Annotated in this window: 19 protein-coding genes; 8 read left to right on the forward strand and 11 right to left on the reverse strand. The window is 72.6% G+C overall.

Going from position 1 to position 19782, the window contains the following annotated elements; translation table 11 throughout:
• Positions 1-181 precede the first annotated feature (181 nt).
• The 3 genes from OOJ91_RS26805 to OOJ91_RS26815 all read left to right on the forward strand — a co-directional run bounded on the left by OOJ91_RS26805 (position 182) and on the right by OOJ91_RS26815 (position 3263).
• Complete coding sequence (locus OOJ91_RS26805; protein WP_266249238.1) at positions 182-1105, forward strand: S-4TM family putative pore-forming effector; 924 nt, start codon at positions 182-184, stop codon at positions 1103-1105.
• 450 nt (positions 1106-1555) lie between these two features.
• Complete coding sequence (locus OOJ91_RS26810) at positions 1556-2461, forward strand: hypothetical protein (protein ID WP_266249240.1); 906 nt, start codon at positions 1556-1558, stop codon at positions 2459-2461.
• A 181-nt stretch (positions 2462-2642) separates the two neighbouring features.
• Entirely contained in the window at positions 2643-3263 is a 621-nt protein-coding gene (locus OOJ91_RS26815) for an 8-oxoguanine DNA glycosylase OGG fold protein (protein WP_266249242.1), read from the forward strand.
• A gap of 5 nt (positions 3264-3268) precedes the next feature.
• Here the strand turns inward: OOJ91_RS26815 and OOJ91_RS26820 are convergent, their stop codons facing one another.
• The 5 genes from OOJ91_RS26820 to OOJ91_RS26840 form a co-directional block, all read right to left on the reverse strand.
• The gene (locus OOJ91_RS26820) at positions 3269-3637 is read right to left on the reverse strand and encodes a DUF4180 domain-containing protein (protein WP_266249244.1); all 369 of its coding nucleotides are present in this window, start codon (positions 3635-3637) and stop codon (positions 3269-3271) included.
• On the reverse strand, positions 3630-4112 hold the full coding sequence (locus tag OOJ91_RS26825; RefSeq protein ID WP_266249245.1) for a helix-turn-helix domain-containing protein: 483 nt from the start codon (positions 4110-4112) through the stop codon (positions 3630-3632). The genes OOJ91_RS26820 and OOJ91_RS26825 overlap by 8 nt, the downstream gene beginning before the upstream one ends.
• A gap of 118 nt (positions 4113-4230) precedes the next feature.
• Entirely contained in the window at positions 4231-6015 is a 1785-nt protein-coding gene (locus OOJ91_RS26830; RefSeq protein WP_266249247.1) for an ABC transporter permease, read from the reverse strand.
• 1 nt (position 6016) lies between these two features.
• Positions 6017-6736, reverse strand: coding sequence for an ABC transporter ATP-binding protein (locus OOJ91_RS26835; RefSeq protein ID WP_266249249.1), 720 nt, complete (start codon positions 6734-6736; stop codon positions 6017-6019).
• Positions 6733-7272 (reverse strand): PadR family transcriptional regulator, encoded by a 540-nt coding sequence (locus tag OOJ91_RS26840; RefSeq protein WP_266249251.1) that lies wholly within the window; start codon positions 7270-7272, stop codon positions 6733-6735. The genes OOJ91_RS26835 and OOJ91_RS26840 overlap by 4 nt, the downstream gene beginning before the upstream one ends.
• A 103-nt stretch (positions 7273-7375) precedes the next feature.
• Here OOJ91_RS26840 and OOJ91_RS26845 point away from each other — a divergent pair, with 103 nt between their 5' ends.
• Positions 7376-10792: an ATP-binding protein gene (locus tag OOJ91_RS26845; RefSeq protein WP_266249253.1), complete on the forward strand. Its 3417-nt coding sequence runs from the start codon at positions 7376-7378 to the stop codon at positions 10790-10792.
• Between the two features lie 18 nt (positions 10793-10810).
• On the opposite strand, the gene OOJ91_RS26850 is transcribed toward OOJ91_RS26845, so the two are convergent.
• Positions 10811-11665, reverse strand: a complete 855-nt coding sequence (locus tag OOJ91_RS26850; protein ID WP_266249255.1) for an ABC transporter permease — start codon at positions 11663-11665, stop codon at positions 10811-10813.
• On the reverse strand, positions 11662-12675 hold the full coding sequence (locus OOJ91_RS26855; protein ID WP_266249257.1) for an ATP-binding cassette domain-containing protein: 1014 nt from the start codon (positions 12673-12675) through the stop codon (positions 11662-11664). The genes OOJ91_RS26850 and OOJ91_RS26855 overlap by 4 nt, the downstream gene beginning before the upstream one ends.
• A 184-nt stretch (positions 12676-12859) precedes the next feature.
• Here OOJ91_RS26855 and OOJ91_RS26860 point away from each other — a divergent pair, with 184 nt between their 5' ends.
• Complete coding sequence (locus tag OOJ91_RS26860; RefSeq protein WP_266249259.1) at positions 12860-13375, forward strand: GNAT family N-acetyltransferase; 516 nt, start codon at positions 12860-12862, stop codon at positions 13373-13375.
• A 26-nt stretch (positions 13376-13401) separates the two neighbouring features.
• Here OOJ91_RS26860 and OOJ91_RS26865 read toward each other — a convergent pair whose 3' ends face one another.
• On the reverse strand, positions 13402-14154 hold the full coding sequence (locus tag OOJ91_RS26865; RefSeq protein WP_266249261.1) for an SDR family oxidoreductase: 753 nt from the start codon (positions 14152-14154) through the stop codon (positions 13402-13404).
• Positions 14155-14255: 101 nt separating this feature from the next.
• Between OOJ91_RS26865 and OOJ91_RS26870 the strand changes: the two genes are divergently transcribed.
• Positions 14256-15098, forward strand: a complete 843-nt coding sequence (locus OOJ91_RS26870) for a helix-turn-helix transcriptional regulator (protein ID WP_266249263.1) — start codon at positions 14256-14258, stop codon at positions 15096-15098.
• Positions 15099-15165: 67 nt separating this feature from the next.
• On the opposite strand, the gene OOJ91_RS26875 is transcribed toward OOJ91_RS26870, so the two are convergent.
• Positions 15166-16017 carry an aldo/keto reductase gene (locus OOJ91_RS26875; RefSeq protein ID WP_266249264.1) on the reverse strand — a complete coding sequence of 284 codons (852 nt, stop codon included), beginning with the start codon at positions 16015-16017 and terminating at the stop codon, positions 15166-15168.
• A 97-nt stretch (positions 16018-16114) separates the two neighbouring features.
• Positions 16115-17083: a LysR family transcriptional regulator gene (locus OOJ91_RS26880; RefSeq protein WP_266249266.1), complete on the reverse strand. Its 969-nt coding sequence runs from the start codon at positions 17081-17083 to the stop codon at positions 16115-16117.
• Between the two features lie 51 nt (positions 17084-17134).
• Here OOJ91_RS26880 and OOJ91_RS26885 point away from each other — a divergent pair, with 51 nt between their 5' ends.
• The gene (locus tag OOJ91_RS26885) at positions 17135-18064 is read left to right on the forward strand and encodes a serine hydrolase (RefSeq protein ID WP_266249268.1); all 930 of its coding nucleotides are present in this window, start codon (positions 17135-17137) and stop codon (positions 18062-18064) included.
• A 154-nt stretch (positions 18065-18218) separates the two neighbouring features.
• On the forward strand, positions 18219-19196 hold the full coding sequence (locus tag OOJ91_RS26890) for an MBL fold metallo-hydrolase (protein ID WP_266249271.1): 978 nt from the start codon (positions 18219-18221) through the stop codon (positions 19194-19196).
• A gap of 32 nt (positions 19197-19228) precedes the next feature.
• Here OOJ91_RS26890 and OOJ91_RS26895 read toward each other — a convergent pair whose 3' ends face one another.
• Positions 19229-19768 (reverse strand): DUF1697 domain-containing protein, encoded by a 540-nt coding sequence (locus tag OOJ91_RS26895; RefSeq protein WP_266249273.1) that lies wholly within the window; start codon positions 19766-19768, stop codon positions 19229-19231.
• Positions 19769-19782: the final 14 nt, after the last annotated feature.

Below are 19782 nucleotides of genomic sequence, written 5' to 3' on the forward strand. Positions count from 1 at the left end.
GGATGCGCGGGTGGGCGCGAGCCTCAAGGTACCGCAAACTTTCGGGCGAACGCGTCAGTAATTCGCAGCCGCCCCCGCATCTACCTAAAAGTAATAAATGCTTACCTTCCGCTTTCGGAAGAGCGCAATCCGTGACATCTAGAAAGGTGGATATAGGATCGTCACGGAAAGGGAGGTGTCGGTGACAGAAAGCACGCAATCCCTGCTCCAGCGGCAGCGCCGACCCGAGATGATGGCGCTGCTGCACGCCATGTCGGTCTGCCACGGCCGGGCGCAACGGCTCGACAACCTCCGCATGGCGCTCTCCGTCGCCATCGGCGTCGCCGGGGCGGTGGTCGCCTTCACAAGCGTGTCGGCCCTCGCCGTCACCGCCGTGGGCGCGCTGTGGGCAGTCGTCAACGCGATCGGGCTCGGCTCCTGGTCCGCCGGCCAGATCCGCCGCGCGGCCACCCTCCAGGAGATGTTCGACGTACGCCTCTTCGAGCTGCCCTGGAACGCGGTCGCGGCGGGCGAGCCCGTCGGTCCGGAGGAGGTGAGCCGACTCGACCGCGCCTACCGGGGCGACGAGCGATACCTCCGCGACTACTACGAGGTGCCGCCACTGCCCCGCCCGTACGACGTGCTCGCCTGCCAGCACCAGAACCTCGGGTGGGGCGCCCGGGTGCGCAGGCGCTACGCGTACACGGTGCTCGCCGGGGTGGCGCTCTGGACGGCGGTCGGCGTCGTCTTCGCGGTGACCGCCGACCTGACCGTGGCCGACCTGCTGACCCAGTGGTTCGTCCCGTCCCTCGGCGCGCTCCTGCTGGGCGTCGAGATCTACCGGGGTCAGCGCGACGTCGCCGCCGAACGGGACCGCGCCCTTGTGATCCTGCAGCGACGGATCGCCGCCGCCGTCCACGGCGACGAGACCCGCACCGATCCGACCCTGCTCACCCTCGCCCGGCAGACCCAGGATCTGATCTTCCAGAGTCGGCGGGGGCAGGCCCGCGTGCCCGACTGGTTCTTCCGCCGGTTCCATGCCGCCGACCGGGTCGACTTCCAGGCCGCGATGACGAACCTCGCCGACCTGCTGCGGGCCCGCCCGCCTTCCGCCCGCACCGAGTGACGCCGCCCCAAGGGGTTACGCGACACCCTTCTTGCTGGTCAGCTCACGAGCCGCCCTGGCGTTGTACCCGTCCGTCACCGGAGACCTTGGCCCGACCGAGGTCGCGCTCAGTGCCAGCGGCGCCGGTCGCGGTACGGCGGTGCCGTTGGTCGGCCGAGTGCTCCACTGTCGAACCCTGGCGACCCCGAGCACCGCTGCCCGGATGCCGCCGACCTCGGGCCGACTCGCCACCACTGTCGTGTTTGTTCTCCTTGTGGCTACCCATGCGGCACGCGTACCCGGTCGCCGGGCGGCTAGTCCTGAGGCCGGGGCCGACCGTCCGTTACGCGACGTAGTCGGTTTGGAGATAACACCAGGTCGTACGACTACTTAGCGTCAACTCCGTCATCACCACCGACCTCGATGCCGGCCTGTAACGGGGCCGTCGAGGTCTCAGACGGGAGAAACACCATGCGTGCTCAGAACCAGACTCGGCGGTTCGGCGCCCCAGCATCCGTACTCGTGCTCGGTCTCGTCGTTGCCGCGACGGTGCTCGCCCCGGCGAGCCCGGCGTCCGCCGCGGTCCCCGGCCTGGTGCGGGTCTCCGCGACAAGCGTCGCCGACTCCGCCGACTTCCACTCGACCACCGCCACCTGCCCTGCCGGCAAGGTCCTGACCGGTACGGGCTACGAGCTCAACGGCGCGACAGGCGAGGCCATCCTCGACGATCTGCGCCCCAACGGAGGCCCGGCGACCGCGCCGACGGCCGTCACGGTGGGCGCTTACGAGGCCGAGGCGTACGCCGGCGTCTGGTCGGTGACCGCGTACGCGATCTGCGCCAACCCGGTGCCCGGGCTCGTGCGGGTGTCGGCGGTAAGCGTCACCGACTCCGCCGACTTCCACTCGGCCACCGCCACCTGCCCGGTTGGCAAGGTCCTCACCGGCACGGGGTACGAACTCAACGGGGTCACCGGTGAGGGTGCCGTCGACGACTTCCGCCCCAACGGCGGCGTCGCCACCGCGCCCACCGCCGTCACCGTGGGTGCCTACGAGTCGGACGCGACAGCCCTGAACTGGTCCGCGACCGCGTACGCCATCTGCGCCAACCCGCTGGCGGGCCTGGTCCGGACGTCCACCGCGGGTGCCAGCAACTCGCTCGACTTCCGCAGCGTCGTCGCGGGTTGTCCGGTCGGGAAGGTGCTGACCGGCGCCGGCTACGAGCTGAACGGGGTCACCGGTGAGGGCGTCGTCGACGACTTCCGCCCCAACGGCAGCGCGGCGACCGCGCCGACGACAGTCGACTCGGGCGCGTACGAGGAGGACGCGTTCGCCGGCAACTGGTCCGACACGGCGTACGCCATCTGCGCCACCGCCTGACCGGCCGCTGTCCGGCGTGGCCGCCCCGAGCGTTTCGGGGCGGCCACGTCGTCGGGTCTGGAACTGTCGATACCCCGATATGGCGTTCTCGGGCGGTCGGGCCGATGGTCGCGGCCATAGCGTGCAGGCGACGGAGGCACCCGAGCACGACGGGCTGCTCCGCGACCTGAGGGAGGCGGTCATGCGACACGCACTACCGGGGGAGCGCCCGATCACCGTCCACGTGGACAGGTGGCGGGCAGGGCTGCCGGCCGACGCCTGGCCCGACGGCTTCCCGACCAGCGGCGATGTCTGGCGACGGGACGTGTTCGCGGTCGCCGACGCGTACCGGGGCGGGTCGGCGAGCGCGCGGCAACTGCTGGCCGCCGTGCTCATCTGGGGTTACGGGCCCATCGGGTACGGGCCGTGGCGCGCTGCCACGTCGCTCGGCGGTGACCCGACGGGCCAACGCCTGGCGGCGGCCCTCGACGAGGTGTCGACGTCGCCGTCGGACGAGGCGGTGCTGCGCACGGCGTACCGCCGGTTCCGCGACCCTGGTCAGGCTCGTCTGCCCTGGTTGGGGCCGGCCTTCTTCACGAAGGTTCTCTACTTCGTCGGCTACCGCCCCGGTGCGGGCGGCGTGCAGCCCCTGATTCTCGATCGCGTCGTGGCCGGTCGCCTCCCCGCCGAGGCCGGCATCACCCGCCGCAACGGTTGGTCGTCGGAGGAGTGGCTGGCCTATCTGCGCTGGGCTGCCGACCAGGCCCGGAGCAGGGGCATCGAGCCCGACGAGGTGGAGTTGGCGGTCTTCCAGGGTCGGTGACGGCGTCAGGACGCCGCGCGCAGCCGCTCGTCGAGGGCGTCGAGGTCGGGCACGAACCAGACGTGCCCGCCCCGGTTCGACTCGTGCACCAGAGCGCGCAGCGCCGAGCTCTGGGCGAGCTGCGTCGAGATGTCACCGACCACGGCGAGCCGCATCCGGTAGTTGACGAACTTCTGCATCACGTCGCCGGCGAAGCGGGTGCCCAGCGAGAAGAAGCGCTCGTCGAAGCGGCTGGCCGGCACGGCCACCACCTGGGCGCCGAGGAAGGCCGCGCCGATGAGGTCCAGCGCGTCCTGCTCGGTGGCGACAGGCGGGCCGGCCGGATCGCACACAAGCACCGGCACTCCGGCGCGCTCCTGCATCTCGTCAGGCATCGTTGACCTCCCGGTCGAGCAGGCCGTTGTCGGCGGCGGGAACGGCGTCGAGCAGGCCGTTGTCGGCGTTGAGGACGGCGTCGAGCAGGTGCAGCACCTCGGCGGTGCCTGCGGGATCGCCGAGGATGATGATCTTCATGCGGCGCCGCTCCTCGTCGTGCACGGTCTGCACCCGCAGCGGGTGGTCGGGGTCGTGCCCGGTGTTGACGGCGGCCAGCACGAGCGTGCCGAGCCGGTCGGCGGCGGCCCGGTCGACGCCGTCGATCTGCACGATGCTCGACACCTCGGCGTGCCCGGCCACGCTGGTGGTGGGCGGCCGTCCGGTGAGCGCGTCGAGAGCGCTGGCGGCGATCCGGTACTGCTTGCCGATCCGTACGGCGCGCAGCCGGCCGGAGCGGATGTAGCCGCGCACAGTCCGTACGTGCAGGCCGAGCCGGTCGGCAACCTGTTCCACCGAGTACATGTCTTCCGTCATCGTTCCCCATCATATTCGAATAGGGAATGTTAGGGAACGATGAGGGGGGGGGTGATTCGTCGGCGGCATCAGCTCCAAAGGGAGTCAGCGCCAGTGATGACCGGGCGATCAGCCGTGGTCAGGTCGCCGCGGACCGGAGGGTGTCCGCAACCGGGCGGCGAGCCGCGGCGGCAGCGGGTACGGCGGTGACCAGGGCGACCGCGAGCAGGACTCCGAACGCCGCGGTGAGCGTCCAGGCGGCGGGTGGGTACTGCTCGCCGTCGAAGAACAGGTACAGGCCGATGCCGAAGGGGATCCCGGCGGCGACGCCGGGTACGGCGGGGAGAAGCTGCGCCACGGCAAGGCCCACGCCGGCCTGGGCGGGGGTCGCGCCGAGCGCGCGGGCGACCGCCAGCGGGTGCCGGGTGTCGAGGACCGCGGTCCAGGTGCTCACGATGGTGTTGAGCAGTGCGAGGAAACACGCCACTCCGGCGACGATGACCATGGCGTGGAGGGTTCGCTCGTTGCGGGGGTCGGGAAGTTCCGAGTAGCCCAGATTCAGGGGATCGTCGTCCTGCGCCAGGATCGTGAGGACGGCGGCCAGCGCGGCCGTGGTGATCAGGGTGTTCACGGTGACGAGCCGGGCGCGGTGCGGCCGGCGCGCGTTGACGCGTACACCGATCAGGAGGGCGGTGGGCAGCCGGCGCGACAGCCCGACGGCCCAGCGTCGACGGCGCGGTGGGGTGGGGGCGTCGGCCAACGCGTGGGTGGTGCTGGTGGCGGCGGCGCGGATCACCGGTCCCAGGGTCGCCGCGACGGCGATCGCGAGGGCGAACGCGGTGGCGGTGAGCACCACGCGCAGCGGCGGGTCCAGACCGGCGGAGCCGACGAATCCGGCGCTGGGGCGGAACAGCAGGGGCGCTGCCAGCCAGCCGGTTGCCAGGCCGGCTCCGGCGGCGGCCAGCGCGATCACGAGGTACTCGGCAAGGTGGACGGCGGCGATCATGGCCGGTCCCGCGCCGACGGCCTTGAGCAGTCCCACCCGGCGGCGCCGGGCGATGACACGGCCCGCGACGATACCCGCGACGCCGACCACCGCGAGGCCGGTCAGCAGCCAACTGCCGACCACCAGGGCCGTCTCGGCCTGCCCGTTCTGCCGACCACTGCTGTTGGCGATGTCCCGCGCTGAGCGGAAGCTCCAGCCGCGGAAGCGGGGATTGCTGCCCGAGGGGTCCACGGCGCGAGAGCCGGCCTCCGGGTCGGTCAGCCTGAGGTTCAGCGTGTACGACAGCGGTTGGTCCCCGGCGAGGGTGGCGATGTCCCGACCGTCGACCCAGACCAGGCCGCCCTTCTCCACCAGGTTCGAGCTCGGCAGGTGCCAGTGGACCTGCGGGTACACCGGCCTGGCGGCGGTCACCGCGAATCCGATCACGTGCAGCGGGTGACCGCCGACGCGGACCGTGTCGCCGAGGTGCATGCCGAGGGCGTCGGCGAACGTGCGCTCGACGACCACGCCGTCGGGACGTACCCAGGTGCCGTCGGTCACGGCCGGCCGGTTGACGGCGGCCGGCGTACCGTCGCGGCCCTCGACGATGACCCGGACGGTCGTGTCACGGGCGGTCAACGCCAGGAAGGCCAACGGATACGGGCCACTGTGGTCGGTGACGCCGGGCAGCGTGGTCAGCGGTGCGAGCGCGTCCAGGGCCCCCGGGCCGGGGAAACCCGTCTCCACCACCAGGTCGGGGCCCGCCGTGGCGGCCCGGGTCCGCTCGTACGGGCGGGTGACGAGCTCGTTGAGGGTGAGGCCGAGTGTCAACGTCGCGGTCGCCGCGGTGATGGCCACCAGCAGCAGTACCGTCTCGGTCCGGTTCCGAAGCAGGTCCCGCATCAGCAGCCGACACACGAGCAGCAGACGACCGGCCACGTCAACGCGTCCCGTCGTCAACGAAGGCGCCGGCGAGCATGCTGTCGTCGGCGAACGCCCCGTCACGCATGGAGATGACCCGGTCGGCGACCGCCGCGATGCGGGCGTCGTGCGTGACCACGACGAGGGTCTGCCCGGCGCTGCGCAGGTCCTCGAAGAGCCGGAGCACCTCCAGGGTGGCGGCGCTGTCGAGGTTGCCGGTGGGTTCGTCGGCCAACACGACATGCGGTTCGTTGCTCAGCGCTCGGGCGATGGCCACGCGTTGACGCTGGCCGCCGGACAGGGCCGAGGGGAGGTGCGTGGCGCGATCGGCCAGCCCGACCTGGTCGAGCAGGTGCAGGGCACGTCGGCGGGCCCGACCGGGTGACCGACCGGCCAGCAGCGCGGCCATCTCGACGTTCTCCACGGCGGTGAGTTCGTCCAGGAGGTGGAAGGACTGGAAGACGAGGCCGATGGTGTCGCGTCGCAACCGGGCCAGCGCGCGCTCGCTCATCGTGTCGATCCGACGGTCGCCCAGCCACACCTCGCCGTCGGTGGGGCGCTGTAGGCCGCCGAGCAGGTGCAGCAGGGTGGACTTGCCGCACCCACTGGGACCCATGATCGCTACCGCCTGCCCGGTGGGCACGTCCAGGTCCACGTCGTCGACCGCGCGGACCAGCGCGTTGTCCCAGCCGTACCACCTGCTCAGCCCGCGTGCCCGCACGGCCATCGACTCGTTCATGCCCCCGCCCTCCGTCCCGCTCGACCGCGCTCGGTCCACAGGCGCTCGCACGCCTCCAGCCACTCCAGGTCGGCCCGCAGCCGCAACACGACGCCCTCCACCAGCAATCCGGCGACCGGATCCACCGACCGCTCCAACGCCGCCCGTTGGGCGTCACGCAGCCTGCGCAGCACCTCGCGCCGCTGGGCGTCCACCAAGGCGACCGGATCGGCCAACCGGGCTGCCGCGGCGGCCACCAGCTTCAGGTGAAATTCCGCGAGGTCCGGTTTTGGCCAGCTCACCTCGGTCAGCCAGCCGGCGACACGCTGCTGCCCGGCGGGGGTCAACGCGTAGACCCGCCGATCCGGTCGATCCGGTAGGCCGTCGGCCCGCTCGGAGGTCACCAGGCCGGCCTTCGCCAACCGGGCCAGGGTCACGTAGACCTGCCCCGCGTTCATCGCCGCGCCGAGGGGACCGAGCGCACCGCGCATCCGGCTGCGCAGCTCGTACCCGTGCGCCGGCTCCTTGGCCAGCATGGCCAGCACCACGTCCTGCACTCCGGCACGCCCCTCGAATAGATCGCTAATAGATAACCGCTAGCCATGGCACTGTCAAATCTCGACGCTCGGCGTCGCACGGTTCCAGTACGGTCTGGGAACCATGGACGCGCGGGTGGGCGACGCCATCATCGGGCGGGATCATCCCGCGGGTCTGCTGCGCGCCGAGCTGGACCGGGCCGCCACCAGCCACGGCGGTCTCGTCCTGGTCACCGGCGAGCCGGGCATCGGCAAGACCACCCTCGTCACCACCGTCGCGCGGGAGGCCCGCCGGCGCGGAGCGCTCGTGCTCGGCGCGGCCTGCTGGGATTCCGACAGCGCCCCCGGCTACTGGCCGTGGGTGCAGGTGCTGCGCGCCCTACGGCGCTCCGCCGACGACTGGGCGCTCGCCCGGCCGGACGCCGAGCCGGCCCTCGCCGCCCTGCTCGGCGAGAGCAGCACCGGCGACGTGCCCAACCTCGCCGCCGCCTGGCCCGCCCGGGCCGACGCAAGGGACGCCGCCACCTGGCCCGGCCGCGACGACGGTCGGGACCTCGCCGACCAGGAGGCGTTCGCCCTGTACGACGCGGTGACCGCCGCCCTGGTCGCCGTCTCCCAGCACCGGCCGGTGGTGGTCGTCCTCGACGACCTGCACTGGGCCGACCCGGCCTCGCTGCGGCTGCTGGCGTTCGCCGCCCAGCACACCTGGTTCGAGCGGCTGCTGCTGATCGGCACGTACCGCGACGCCGAGGTCGAGGCGAGCGAGCACCCGTTGCGCCCGCTGCTGATGCCGCTTGTCGCCAAGGCCACCACGATCACCCTCACCGGCCTCGCCCGCGACGAGGTGGCCGCGTTGATGGCGCGTACCGCCGGGCGGGAGCCCGACGCCGACCTGGCCGACGAGGTGCACAGGCGTACCGGCGGAAACCCGTTCTTCGTCGAACAGACCGCCCGGCTGTGGCATGCCGACGGCACGACCGGCACCATCCCGCCCGGCGTACGGGAGGCGGTGCGCCAGCGGCTCGACCAGTTGCCCGCGGCGGTGGTCGAGGCGCTCACCGTCGCCGCCGTGCTGGGCCGCGAGTTCCACCGGGAGGTCCTGGCCGCCGGCGTGGCGGCTCCGCCGGCGCAGCTCGACCGCCTGCTCGACCAGGCGGTGACCGCCCGGCTGGTGGTCGCCCGGAGCGGCGGCCGGTTCGCCTTCGCCCACGACCTGGTCCGGGAGACCCTCTACGACGGGCTCACCGCCGACGACCGGCAGGCTCGCCACGCCGCGGTGGTCCGTGCGGTGGACCCGCCGACGGCGCTGACCCACCGCCTGATCCCGGCCGACCTGGCCCGCCACGCCTACCTGGCCGGCCCCGCGCTCGACCGGGCCCGCGTCGTCGAGCTGCTTGTCGCCGCCGGGCGGGACGCGTTCGCCCGGCTCGCCGCGGACGAGGCCGGGGTGCACTTCCGTCGAGCGTTGGAGGTCGTCGAGGACCGGGCGCAGCGGGTCCGGCTGCTCGTCGACTTCGGCGAGGTGCAATATCACCACACCGGTCGGGACGAGGCCGTACGCCTGCTCGCCGAGGCCGCGACGCTGGCCCGCACACTCGACGACCCGGTGCTGCTGGCCCGGGTCGCGCTCACCGTGCACCGCTCCCGCCAGGCGGCCACCACCCGCTCGGTCGACAGCGCGGACCTGGTGCGGGAGGCGTACCAGCGGTTGATCGGCGAGCCGTCCGCCACCGCCTCGGTCGGCACGCTGGTGGCGGATCTGATCACCGCGACGGAGACCATCGCCCGTCGGGGTCACGACGACGAGGCGCTCACCTTCAGCCTGTGGGCCCGCCACGACACCACCTGGGGACTGGGCACCGCGGCGGCGAGAGCCGCGCTCACCGCCGAGATCCGGGACGTGGCCCGCCGCTCGGGCGACCGGGAGACCGAGCTGTGGGCCACCTCGCTGCGCTGGGTGGCGTTGCTGGAACTGGGCGACCCGCGCTTCGTCGAGGAGTTCACCGCCTTCGTCACAGTGGGTCGGCAGGGTGACCTGGCCCGTCCCCGGATGGCGGCGGCCGTGGACGGCGGGATCATCGCCGCGTTCCGGGGTGACTTCGCCGAGGCTGACGAGCGGTTCACAGTCATCACGGACCTGTCCGACCCGGGGCATGCCGAGTTCGCCTTCATGGGCCATCACCTGCGCTGGGCCCGGCTGCTGTTACAGGGGCGGTTCGACGAGATCGACGCGCTGCTGCGCGAGTGGGCGCCGACCGACTACCCCTACCGGGAGTTGCTGTCGGCGATCACGGCGGCCGAGCGTGGTGACGACGAGACGGCGGTGCGGCTGACCGCCGCCATCGAGGCCGCCGACATCCACTACCCACGCCCGGTGTCACCGCTGTGGCTGCGCCTGCGCGCGCAGGCCGCCGCCGCTTCTCGCGACCCGCGACGCTGCGCCGACGTGCGGGCCGCGCTGACCCCGTACCGGGGGCAGTGGACGGTGGGGCTCTTCGGCTGTGACATCAGTGGACCCGTCGACCACTGGCTCGCCGTGGTGGACGCCGCAGAGGGCCGCTGGGACGACGCGATCGCCGGATTCACGGCGGCCCGCGAGGCCGCCGGCCGGATGGGCTCCCGGCCCTGGTCGCTCATCGCCGCCGTCGGGCTGGTGGACGCCCTGGCGGGCCGCGACCACCCGGGCGACGCCGCGACGCTTGCCGAGCTGCGCGCCACCACCGCCGGCGGCGCCACAGCCCTCGGCATGCGACAGGTGCTCCTCAGGCTCGCCGGCCCGGAAACGGCCCGCGCCGGGCCGGGCCACGCCACCGCCCGTGCCGAAGACGCCGGACCAGGCCGAGTCGCACTCCCGCGCCAGGCCGCCGAGGCAGGCTGGGTCGCCGTTCCGGGCCGGGCCGCCGGGCCCGACCAGGGCGCCCTTCCGGGCGGGGCCGCCGAGGCAGGCCAGGCCGTCGGGCGGCGCCGGGTGAGGCCGCCCGACCCGCCGGTCGAGGGGTACGCCTTTCGGCGCGACGGCCCGGTCTGGCAGCTCGCGTACGCCGGGGATGTGGCGCACCTGCCCGACGCCAAGGGCCTGCACGACCTGCACCTGCTGCTGAGCCGGCCGGGCAGCGACGTGCCGGCGGTGGAGATGCTCGACCCGGCGGCCGGGCCGGAGCTGGTGGCCGCCCGCCGAATGGGGGCCGATCCGGTCCTCGACGACGAGGCGAAGGCCCGCTTCCGGCGGCACCTGACACGCCTCGACGACGAGATCGACCGGGCCGCCGCACGCGGCGACGAGCGCAGGGCGGTCGCCCTGGACGCCGAGCGCGGCGCGCTGCTCGACGAGCTGCGCGCCGCGGCGGGGCTGGCCGGCCGGAGCCGCCGCCTGGGCGACGAGGTCGAGCGGGCCCGCAAGACGGTGACCGCCCGCATCCGCGACACGCTCCGCAAGCTCGACGACCGACACCCTGCGCTGGCAGGCCACCTGCGCGACTCCGTCTCCACCGGCACCACCTGCCGCTACCTACCCCCCGACCGGCTGCCCTGGCGGCTCTGAGCCGATCCGAGGGCGCGGTCAGCGGCGGTTGTACTTGTACATGGTCAACGTGCCGAAGACGAGCACGAAGCCGACGCTCCACGCCAGCAGCCACATCGTGGCGGACGGGTCCGACTCGCCGGACATCACCGCGCGCACCGACGCCACGAGCTGCGTCACCGGGTTGACCTTCACGAACGCCTGGAGCCAGCCGGGCATGGTGCTCGGCTCGACGAAGACGTTGCTGAGGAACGTCAGCGGGAACAGCACCATCATGCTGACCCCCATCACCGACTTCTCGCTGCGCAGGATCAGCCCGAAGAACGTCCACACCCACGAGAACGCGAACGAGAAGACCACAAGCAGTCCGATCCCGGCGGCCACCCCGGCGACGCCGCCGGCGGGTCGGAAGCCGAGCGCCAACCCGACGCCGAGGATGACGAGGGCCGCGAGGATGTAGCGCAGCACGTCGCCGAAGATCATGCCGACCAGCGCGGCCGGCCGCCAGACGGGCAGCGTCCGGAAGCGGTCGAAGATGCCCTTCTCGATGTCGGTGTTGAGACCGATGCCGGTGTACATGGTGATCATCACGACGCTTGTCACCATGATCCCGGGCAGGAAGAACTGCAGGTAGTCGCGCGGGCTGTCGGCGAGGGCGCCACCGAACAGGTACGTGAACATCAGCACCATGATGATCGGGAACGCGGTCACGTCGAAGAGCTGCTCCGGCACGTGCTTGATCTTCAGCAGGGCCCGCCAGCCGAAGGTGAGCGACGCCCCCAGCGCGCTGGGTCGGGGCGGTCGCGCGCCCGGCGCGAGGACTGTCGCCAGCGCCTCGGCGGACGGTACGTAGACCGAGGGCGCCCGTTCGGTAGTGGTGGTGGTGTCGCTCATCGGGCTGCCTCCAGCTCGTCGTCACGCTCGTCGGCCGACACGGCCGGATGGTCGGTCAGGGCCAGGAAGACCTCGTCCAGGCTCGGCTGGCCGAGGGAGAAGTCGTCGACGACGATCCCGGCGCGGGCCAGGTCACCGAGCGCGCGGGCGGCCTGCGCGCTGGCGTCGAGGTCGCTGCCGGCCTCCCCGACCCGGGCGGTCAACGCGACCGGATCCGCGGCGAGCTGCACCGGCACGTTGAGCGCCTCCCGGAGCACCAGTTCGGCCTGCGGCCGCTGACCGGGATCCCGCAGTCGCAGGTGGACGGTGCCGGAGCCGACCGACGACTTCAGCTCGCCCGGGGTGCCCTCGGCGATCACCCGGCCCTGGTCGACGACAGCGATCCGCCCGGCGAGCTGGTCGGCCTCGTCGAGGTACTGGGTGGTCAGCAACACTGTCGTCCCGTGCGACACCACGGCCCGGACGATCTCCCACACCTGGTTGCGGCTGCGCGGGTCGAGACCCGTCGTCGGCTCGTCGAGGAAGAGCAGGTCAGGCGTGTTGACGATGCTCGCGGCGATGTCGATGCGCCGCCGCATCCCACCCGAGTACTTCTTCACCTGGCGGTCGCTCGCGTCGGTCAGCCCGAACGCGGCGAGCAGCGCCGCCGCGCGTTCCCGGGCGGCCGGCTTGCGCAGGCCGAGCAGGCGGGCGAGGAGCACCAGGTTCTCCGTACCCGTCAGATCCTCGTCGACGGAGGCGTACTGGCCGGTGAGGCTGACCCGGCTGCGGACCTTGTCGGCCTCGGTGACCACGTCGTGCCCGAACACCCGCGCGGTGCCGCCGTCGGGGCGCAGCAGCGTCGCCAGCACCCGGACCGCGGTGGTCTTGCCAGCCCCGTTCGGGCCGAGCAGGCCGTAGACAGTCCCGGCGGGCACCCGCAGGTCCATGCCGGCCAGAGCCCGGGTCTCCCCGAACGAGCGGGTGAGCCCCTCGGCCTCGATGGCCAGTCCGGTGGAACGTCTGTTCATTATTCGTACCTCTCGTCCGACGTGTGCACAGACGCGCAGCGTCGTGGTTGGTCAGCTCAACGACGCCGCCCACCACAAGGCGCGAGGTGACTGCCGACCATCCGCTAGATCGGATCTAGCGGGCGCTGTTTCGGGACGGAATGTCGGTGAGATCGGCTTGACTGGGGTCGACGAGGGGGACGGAATGGCGCAGGTACGCATCGAGCCGTGGCACGAGGATGATCTCGACCTGCTGCGGCAACTCAACTCACCGGACACCCGCCGACACACCGGCGGCCCGGAGACCGACGAGCAGGTGCTCGCCCGGCACGACCGGTACGTGCACTTCGCCGAGGGCGGGCAGGGGTGCATGTTCACACTTGTGCTGCCGGACGGCGCGCGGGCGGGCAGCGTCGGCTACTGGGCCCGCGAGTGGCGCGACCAACAGGTGTACGAGCTGGGCTGGGCGGTGCTGCCCGCGTACCGGGGGCAGGGGCTGGCCAGCACCGCGGTGCGCGCGGCTCTCGACGTGGCCCGCGCCCGACGGGACCGGCGCTACGCGCACGCGTACCCGTCGGTCGACAACCCCGCCTCGAACGCGGTCTGCCGCAAGGCGGGCTTCACGCTGCTCGGAGAGACGAATTTCGAGTACCCGCCCGGGCACCTGATGCGTGCCAACGACTGGCAGCTCGACCTGACCGCCCCGCCGACCGACCACTGAGGTCGGCGGGGCGGCCGCCGTCCGTGTCACCAGGGGAGTACGCCGTATCCGCCGCCGGCGTCCATCTGGAAGCCCCAGAGCAGCCCGCTCGGCCCGTCGGCCGGCAGCGTCGCCAGGCGCACGCTCACCTCGGCGCCCTGTTCCGGGGTGCGGAAGCCGCTGTTGCCGTTGAGGTCGGTGGCGCAGTAGCCGGGGTTCGCCGCGTTCACCTTGATCGGGGTGTCGCGCAGCTCCTTGGCGTACATGGCGGTGAGCATGTTCAGCGCCGCCTTCGACGACGGGTACGGCACGGAGGTCAACTCGAACAGCGCGCCGTCCGGGTCGGTCATCACCGCGATCGAGCCGACCTCGCTGGAGACGTTGACGATCCGGGCGGCCGGCGCCCGGCGCAGCAGCGGCAGCAGCGCGTTTGTCACAGTCACCACCCCGAAGACGTTCGTCTCGTACAGTCGGCGCAGCGTGGCCACGGTCGTCTCGCTGGGCAGCCCTCGCGCGCCGTCGGCGAGGACGATGCCCGCGTTGTTGACAAGCACGTCCAGCCGGCCGTACTCAGCCTCCACAAGCTTCGCGGCGGCGGCCACCGACCCGGCGTCGGTGACGTCAAGCGGCACGAACACCGCGTCCGCGCCGCCGTCGCGCAGTTCCCGCTGCGCGGCCCGTCCCCGCTCGGCGTCGCGTGCGCCCACCAGGACTGTCATCCCGAGGCCGCCGAGCTGTCGTGCGGTGGCGAAGCCGATTCCCTTGTTGGCCCCGGTGATCAGGGCGACCATGTTCGTCATGCGTCGAGCCTCACCCCGGCGGCGGCAGGTGGACAGGGACGGGCCGAGGCTGGGACCGGCGGTACCACCCTGGCCGACCTCGCCCGGGGCATGCTTGTGGGATGACGAGCAGCGGCCTGCGACGTGACGAACTGGCGGCGTTCCTGCGCACCCGCCGCGCCCGCCTGAGCCCCGCCGAGGTCGGCCTCCCCGACGGGACGCGTCGGCGCACCCCAGGGCTGCGTCGGCAGGAGGTCGCCCAGCTCGCCGGGATGTCGATCGACTACTACATCCGGTTGGAGCAGGGCCGTGGTCCACATCCGTCCCGGCAGGTGCTCGCCGCGATGGCCCGGGCGCTGCTGCTGAGCCGCGACGAGCGGGAGTACCTGTTCCGGGTCGCCGGGGAGCACCCGCCCTCGACCGTCGGCCCGAGCCGCGAGGTGACCCCCGGGCTGCGGCACCTGCTCGACGCCATGACCGAGTCGCCGGCGTACCTCGTCGACGCCGCGTACCACGTGCTCGCCTGGAACCGCCTGGCCACGTACTTCGTGGGGGATCTCGCGGCCGTGCCGGACGCGGAGCGCAACATGATCCGCTGGACGTTCCGGCAGCCGATGACCGACGCCCACTGGACCGACGCCGACGCACGCCGTTTCGTGCACAGCACGGTTGCGGACCTGCGCGCCGCCTACGGCCGCTACCCGGCGGACCCGGCGATCCGCGAGCTGGTCACCGAACTGCTCGGCACCTCGCCCCGGTTCGCTCGGCTGTGGGCCGAGCACGACGTCGAGGAACGCCGTCCCATCGTGAAGCGGGTGGCGCATCCCGAGCTGGGGCCGCTGGAGTTCGAGTGCCGTGTGCTGCTCGTGCCGGAGACCGAGCAGCGGCTGATCGTCTACGTCGCCGACCCGGGCTCGCCGACCCAGGCGGTGTTCCGCCGGTTGGCCGAGCGCGTCGGCTCCTGAACCCGAGGGCGAGCGTGCTGCCGCTCAGCCAGCGTGCGGACTGAGCGGCAGCACCGTCAGGAGAGCGTCAGCGGGGTACGTAGGCGAACGTGTCCGGGTTCGGGCCGGTCCGCCCGGCCTCACCCTTGTCCAGCCCGGTGATCCGCTCCATTGCCGCGTCGTCGAGCTCGAAGTCGAAGATCCGGGTGTTCTCCTCGATCCGCTTCGGCGTTGTCGACTTCGGGAAGATGATGTCGCCGCGCTGCACGTGCCACCGCAGCACCACCTGCGCCGGGGTGCGACCGAGCTGCTCGGCGATGTCGACAACCGTCGGGTCGTCCAGCACCTTGCCCTGGGCGATCGGCGACCACGCCTCGGTGAGGATGTTGTGCTCGCGGCCGTAGGCGCGGACCTCGTCGTTGCCGAAGTACGGGTGCGCCTCGATCTGGTTGACCGCCGGCACCACGCTCGCCTCGTCGGCCAGCCGCCGCAGGTGCGCCACCTGGAAGTTCGACACGCCGATCGAGCGGGCCCGACCGTCGCGCTGGAACTCCTCGAGCACCTTCCAGGTCGAGACGTAGTCGCCGTCGTACAGCGTCGGCAGCGGCCAGTGGATCAGGAACAGGTCGATGTGGTCCATCTTCAACGCGGCAAGCGTCGAGTCGAACGCCTTGCGGGCGTCGTCCGGGCTGTGGAAGCCGTTGTTCAGCTTGCTTGTCACGTAGACGTCGCCCCGGTCGAGGCCGGACACCCGGACCGCCTCGCCGACCTCGGCCTCGTTGCCGTACATCTCGGCGGTGTCGATGTGCCGGTAGCCCGTCTTGAGGGCCGTGGTCACCGCCGCGACGGTGTCCTTCGGCTCGATCTGGAACACCCCGAAGCCGAGCTGCGGGATGGTGGTGCCGTCGTTCAGGCTGATGTCAGGAATCGTGTTCGCCATTGCGGCTCCTTCGCGTCTTCGGTATCCGTCATCCATACCCGGGCGGGTGGACGATCCACCGCCCAACGCGGGGTGACGAGCGCAACGTCGGCCTGGTTCACCCGGTCGTGTCGAACAACACCGGCCAGGGTCGTTCCGCCGGCACCGAGGGCGGCGTGGATGGCGTGGGCGGCGACGGCTCGGCGACGGCCAGCACCTCGGCGGCGAGCTGCCCGACCATCGGGGCCGCCGGGTGCGCCGACCGTTGCGGCCAGGCCGCCGAGGTGCGCTTCGCGAGCGAGGTGTCGGCGATCGGCCGCCACGCGATCCGGGGTTCCCGCCGTGCCAGCGTCGCCGGCTCCACGGCCACCCCGCCACCGGCAAGCACCAGCCCGAACAGGAACTCCGGGTTGCGCGCCGGCCGCACCCGCGCCGGCCGCCACCCATGCCGCCGGCACACCGCGAGCAGGTGGTCGTGCCAACCCGGCGCGGTGGCCCGGGGCGCGGCCACCAGGTCCAGGCCGGCGAGCGCCGCGAGCGGCACCTCCCGGCCGCGGGCCAGCGGCGAGGTCCGCGGCAGCAACACCCCCAGGGGTACGTCCACCGGGGCGCCGAAGCGCAGCCCGTCCGCCTCGACGGGATGGTGCACGAGCCCCACGTCCAACCTCCGCTCGGTGAGCATCCGCACCTGCTCGGCGGTGGTCAGCTCGTGCAGTTCCACGTCCAGGCCGGGCGCCCGGCAGGTGAGCTGGTCCAGCAGCGCGCGCAGCGTCACCGCCGGGGTCTCCGGCGGCACACCGGCACGCAGGACGCCCAGCTCGCCCGCGCGGACCTGCCCCATGAGGTTGCGCAGCCGACCCTCGCCGGCGAGCAGCTCCTCCGCCTCGGCGAGCAGCAGGCCGCCGGCGGTGGTGAGCCGTACCTGGCGGCGGGACCTGTCGAACAGCTCGACCGCGAGCTCCCGTTCCAGCCGCTGGATCGACTGACTCAACGGCGGCTGGGCCATCCCGAGCAGGTCGGCCGCCCGCCCGAAGTGCAGCTCGTGGGCGACCACCACGAAGTGCCGCAGGTGTCGGAGCAGGTCCACGGCCGGACCCTACGCCAGCGGCGGGACACCGCCACTGGATACCGTGCCCGGGTGGATGTGGGGGAGCGGATCGAGGCGATCTTCGCGGGCGTCGGGGTGACTGCCAGCCTGCACGTCGTCGACCTGGACGCCGTGGACGTGGACGCGGTGGACTCGGACGGGGTGGACTCGGACGGGGTGGACCGGCAGGTCGGGGTGCGTGCCGACGAGCAGGTGGTGATCGCGTCGATCTTCAAGATCCTGCTGGTGCTGGAGTTCGCCCGGCAGGTCGACGCCGGCCAGCTCGACCCCACCGAACGGGTCCTGGTCACCGCCGCCGACCGGCTCGGCGGGTGGGGGCTGGCCGGCTGCGCCGACGACGCCGAGGTGTCGCTGCGCGACCTCGCGTACTTCGCCATGTCGGTCACCGACAACACGGCCGCCGACCTGCTGCTGCGTCGGGTCGGCCCGGACCTGCTGCCGATGCTCGCGGCCGAGCTGGGGCTGACCCGGACCCGCGTCCTCGGCGGCCCCCGGGAGCTGGTCGAACTGATGCTCGCCGACGTGGGCGCGCGGACCGAGGCGGAGTTCGCGCGGATCTTCCCGACGCTGCCGCCGGAGCGGGTCCGGGCGATGCGGGTCTTCGACCCCGCGCACACCACCAGCAGCACCGCCCGGGAGATCACCCGGCTGCTCACCCTGATCTGGCGGGACGAGGCCGGCCCTGCGGCGGCCTGCGCGATGGTCCGCGCCTGGATGGCCCGGCAGATCTTCTGGACCCGGCTCGCGGCAGGCTTCCCGCCCGGCGTCCGGGTGTCCGGCAAGACCGGCACCCTGCCCGGCCTGCACCTGGAGGCCGGCGTCGCCGAATACCCCGACGGCGGCCGGTACGCCATCGCCGTCTTCGCCCGCGCCGACGAGCTGACCCCGCGCCGGATCGACGTGGACCTGGCGATGGGGGAGGCCGCCCGCACGGCAGTCGAGGCGCTGCGCGGCGGATGAGTTTTCCGCCCGTTCGAGCGCCGAAGCGCAGTCGCTGAGCAGGCGCGATATGCCGGAACGTATGGGAGGGGACAGCGTTCGATCTTGGACCGGGGCGCGGTGCCGCTGGTTGGCTCGTGTCGACCGATCACCCGAACACGGGGAGCAGATCAGCATGTCCCACCTCGACCGTCGTCGCTTCCTCCGCGACGCCGCAGCCACCACCGCCCTGGTCTCGGCCGGTGGCCTCGCCGCCACCTCCACCACCCCGGCCCGGGCCGCGCCGCCGGTCGCCGCGCCGACACCCGCCGGCCGCCGGACCGGCGCGGTCAGCTTCCGCTGGTGGGGTACGGCCGGCTGGCGCATCGACATCGCCGACCGGACCGTCCTGGTCGACCCGTTCCTCAGCCGCATCGACACCGGGCTGTTCGCCGGCGCGTTCCGGACGGACGCCCCGTTGACCGTGCGCACCGACGTGATCGACACGCGCGTCGACCGGGCCACGACGGTCCTGGTCACGCACACCCACTGGGACCACTTCATGGACGTCCCGTACATCGCGGGGCGCACCGGCGCGCGGGTGTTCGGCACGCTCACCGCGTACCACCTGGGGTTGGCCTACGGGGTGCCGGCGACGCAGCTCAGCGCCGTGAAGGGCGGGGAGGTGCTCGACTTCGGCGACCACAGCATCGAGGTGGTCGGCTCGCTGCACAGCCGCAACGCGTCGTACTCAGTCGCCTTCCCCGGGGTGCGGGTGAGCCAGCCGGCGCGGCCGGCGACAATCGCGGACCTCCCGGAGGGCGACACGCTGGGGTACCTGCTGCGCGTCGAGCGCGGCCCGTCGGTCTACTTCACCGGGGCCAGCGACGTGGCCGAGCGCAACCTCACCGGCCTGTCGCCGGACGTGGCCATGGTGGCCATGCAGAGCGCCACCGCCACGGGCGACTACCTGCCCCGGCTGCTGGCCGGTCTGGACTACCCGAAGGTCGTGGTGCCGGTGCACTGGGACAACTTCGAGACGCCGTTGCAGAACCCGCCGGCCGTGGCGCCTGCCGACCGCGCCCGGCTCGACGACATGATCGCGGCGGTGCGTCGGATCTCGCCGCGCAGCCGCGTGCTGGTGCCCGAGTACGAGACCGCGTACCACTTCTGACCGGGTCCGGGCGGGCGTCCGCGCCCGCCCGGTCAGCCGGCGGCCATCTCCGCCAGGGCGCGCACCGACTTCCAGTTGCGGGTGGTGGCCACCACGCCGAGCTTCTTCTCCAGGTAGGCGTTTGTGAACTTCGTCCGGCCGTAACCGCCGTCGGGGAAGTGCAGGAACACCTCCCGGCCGGTCACCGTGAACGACACGTTCTCGCCGCCGGGCACGGTGAGCGCGTCCACCATGGACTTCTTCGGAGGCGTCGCCAGGAAGGCCACCAGCAGGCGCGTGGGGTCGTCCTCGACCTCGGCGTACGGGTTGCCACCCGCCACCGCCGCCAACTCCCGGCCGCCGCGCACCAGCACCGGCACCCTCAGCCCCAGCTCGTCGGCGAGCGCCCGCTCGATCCCGGCGGCCAGCTTCTCCGCATCGCGCACCGCGCTTCCGAAGGCCACATTTCCGCTCTGCAAATACGTCTTCGCGTCGTCGTGGCCCAGGTCGGCGACGATCCGGCGCAGGTCGGCCATCGCGAGCCGGGTGGTGCCGACGTTGACCCCGCGCAGCAGGGCGACGTAGCGGGTCATGGGCTCCTCCTGAA

It is taken from the genome of Micromonospora lupini (assembly GCF_026342015.1).
Taxonomy (GTDB): Bacteria; Actinomycetota; Actinomycetes; order Mycobacteriales; family Micromonosporaceae; genus Micromonospora; species Micromonospora lupini_B.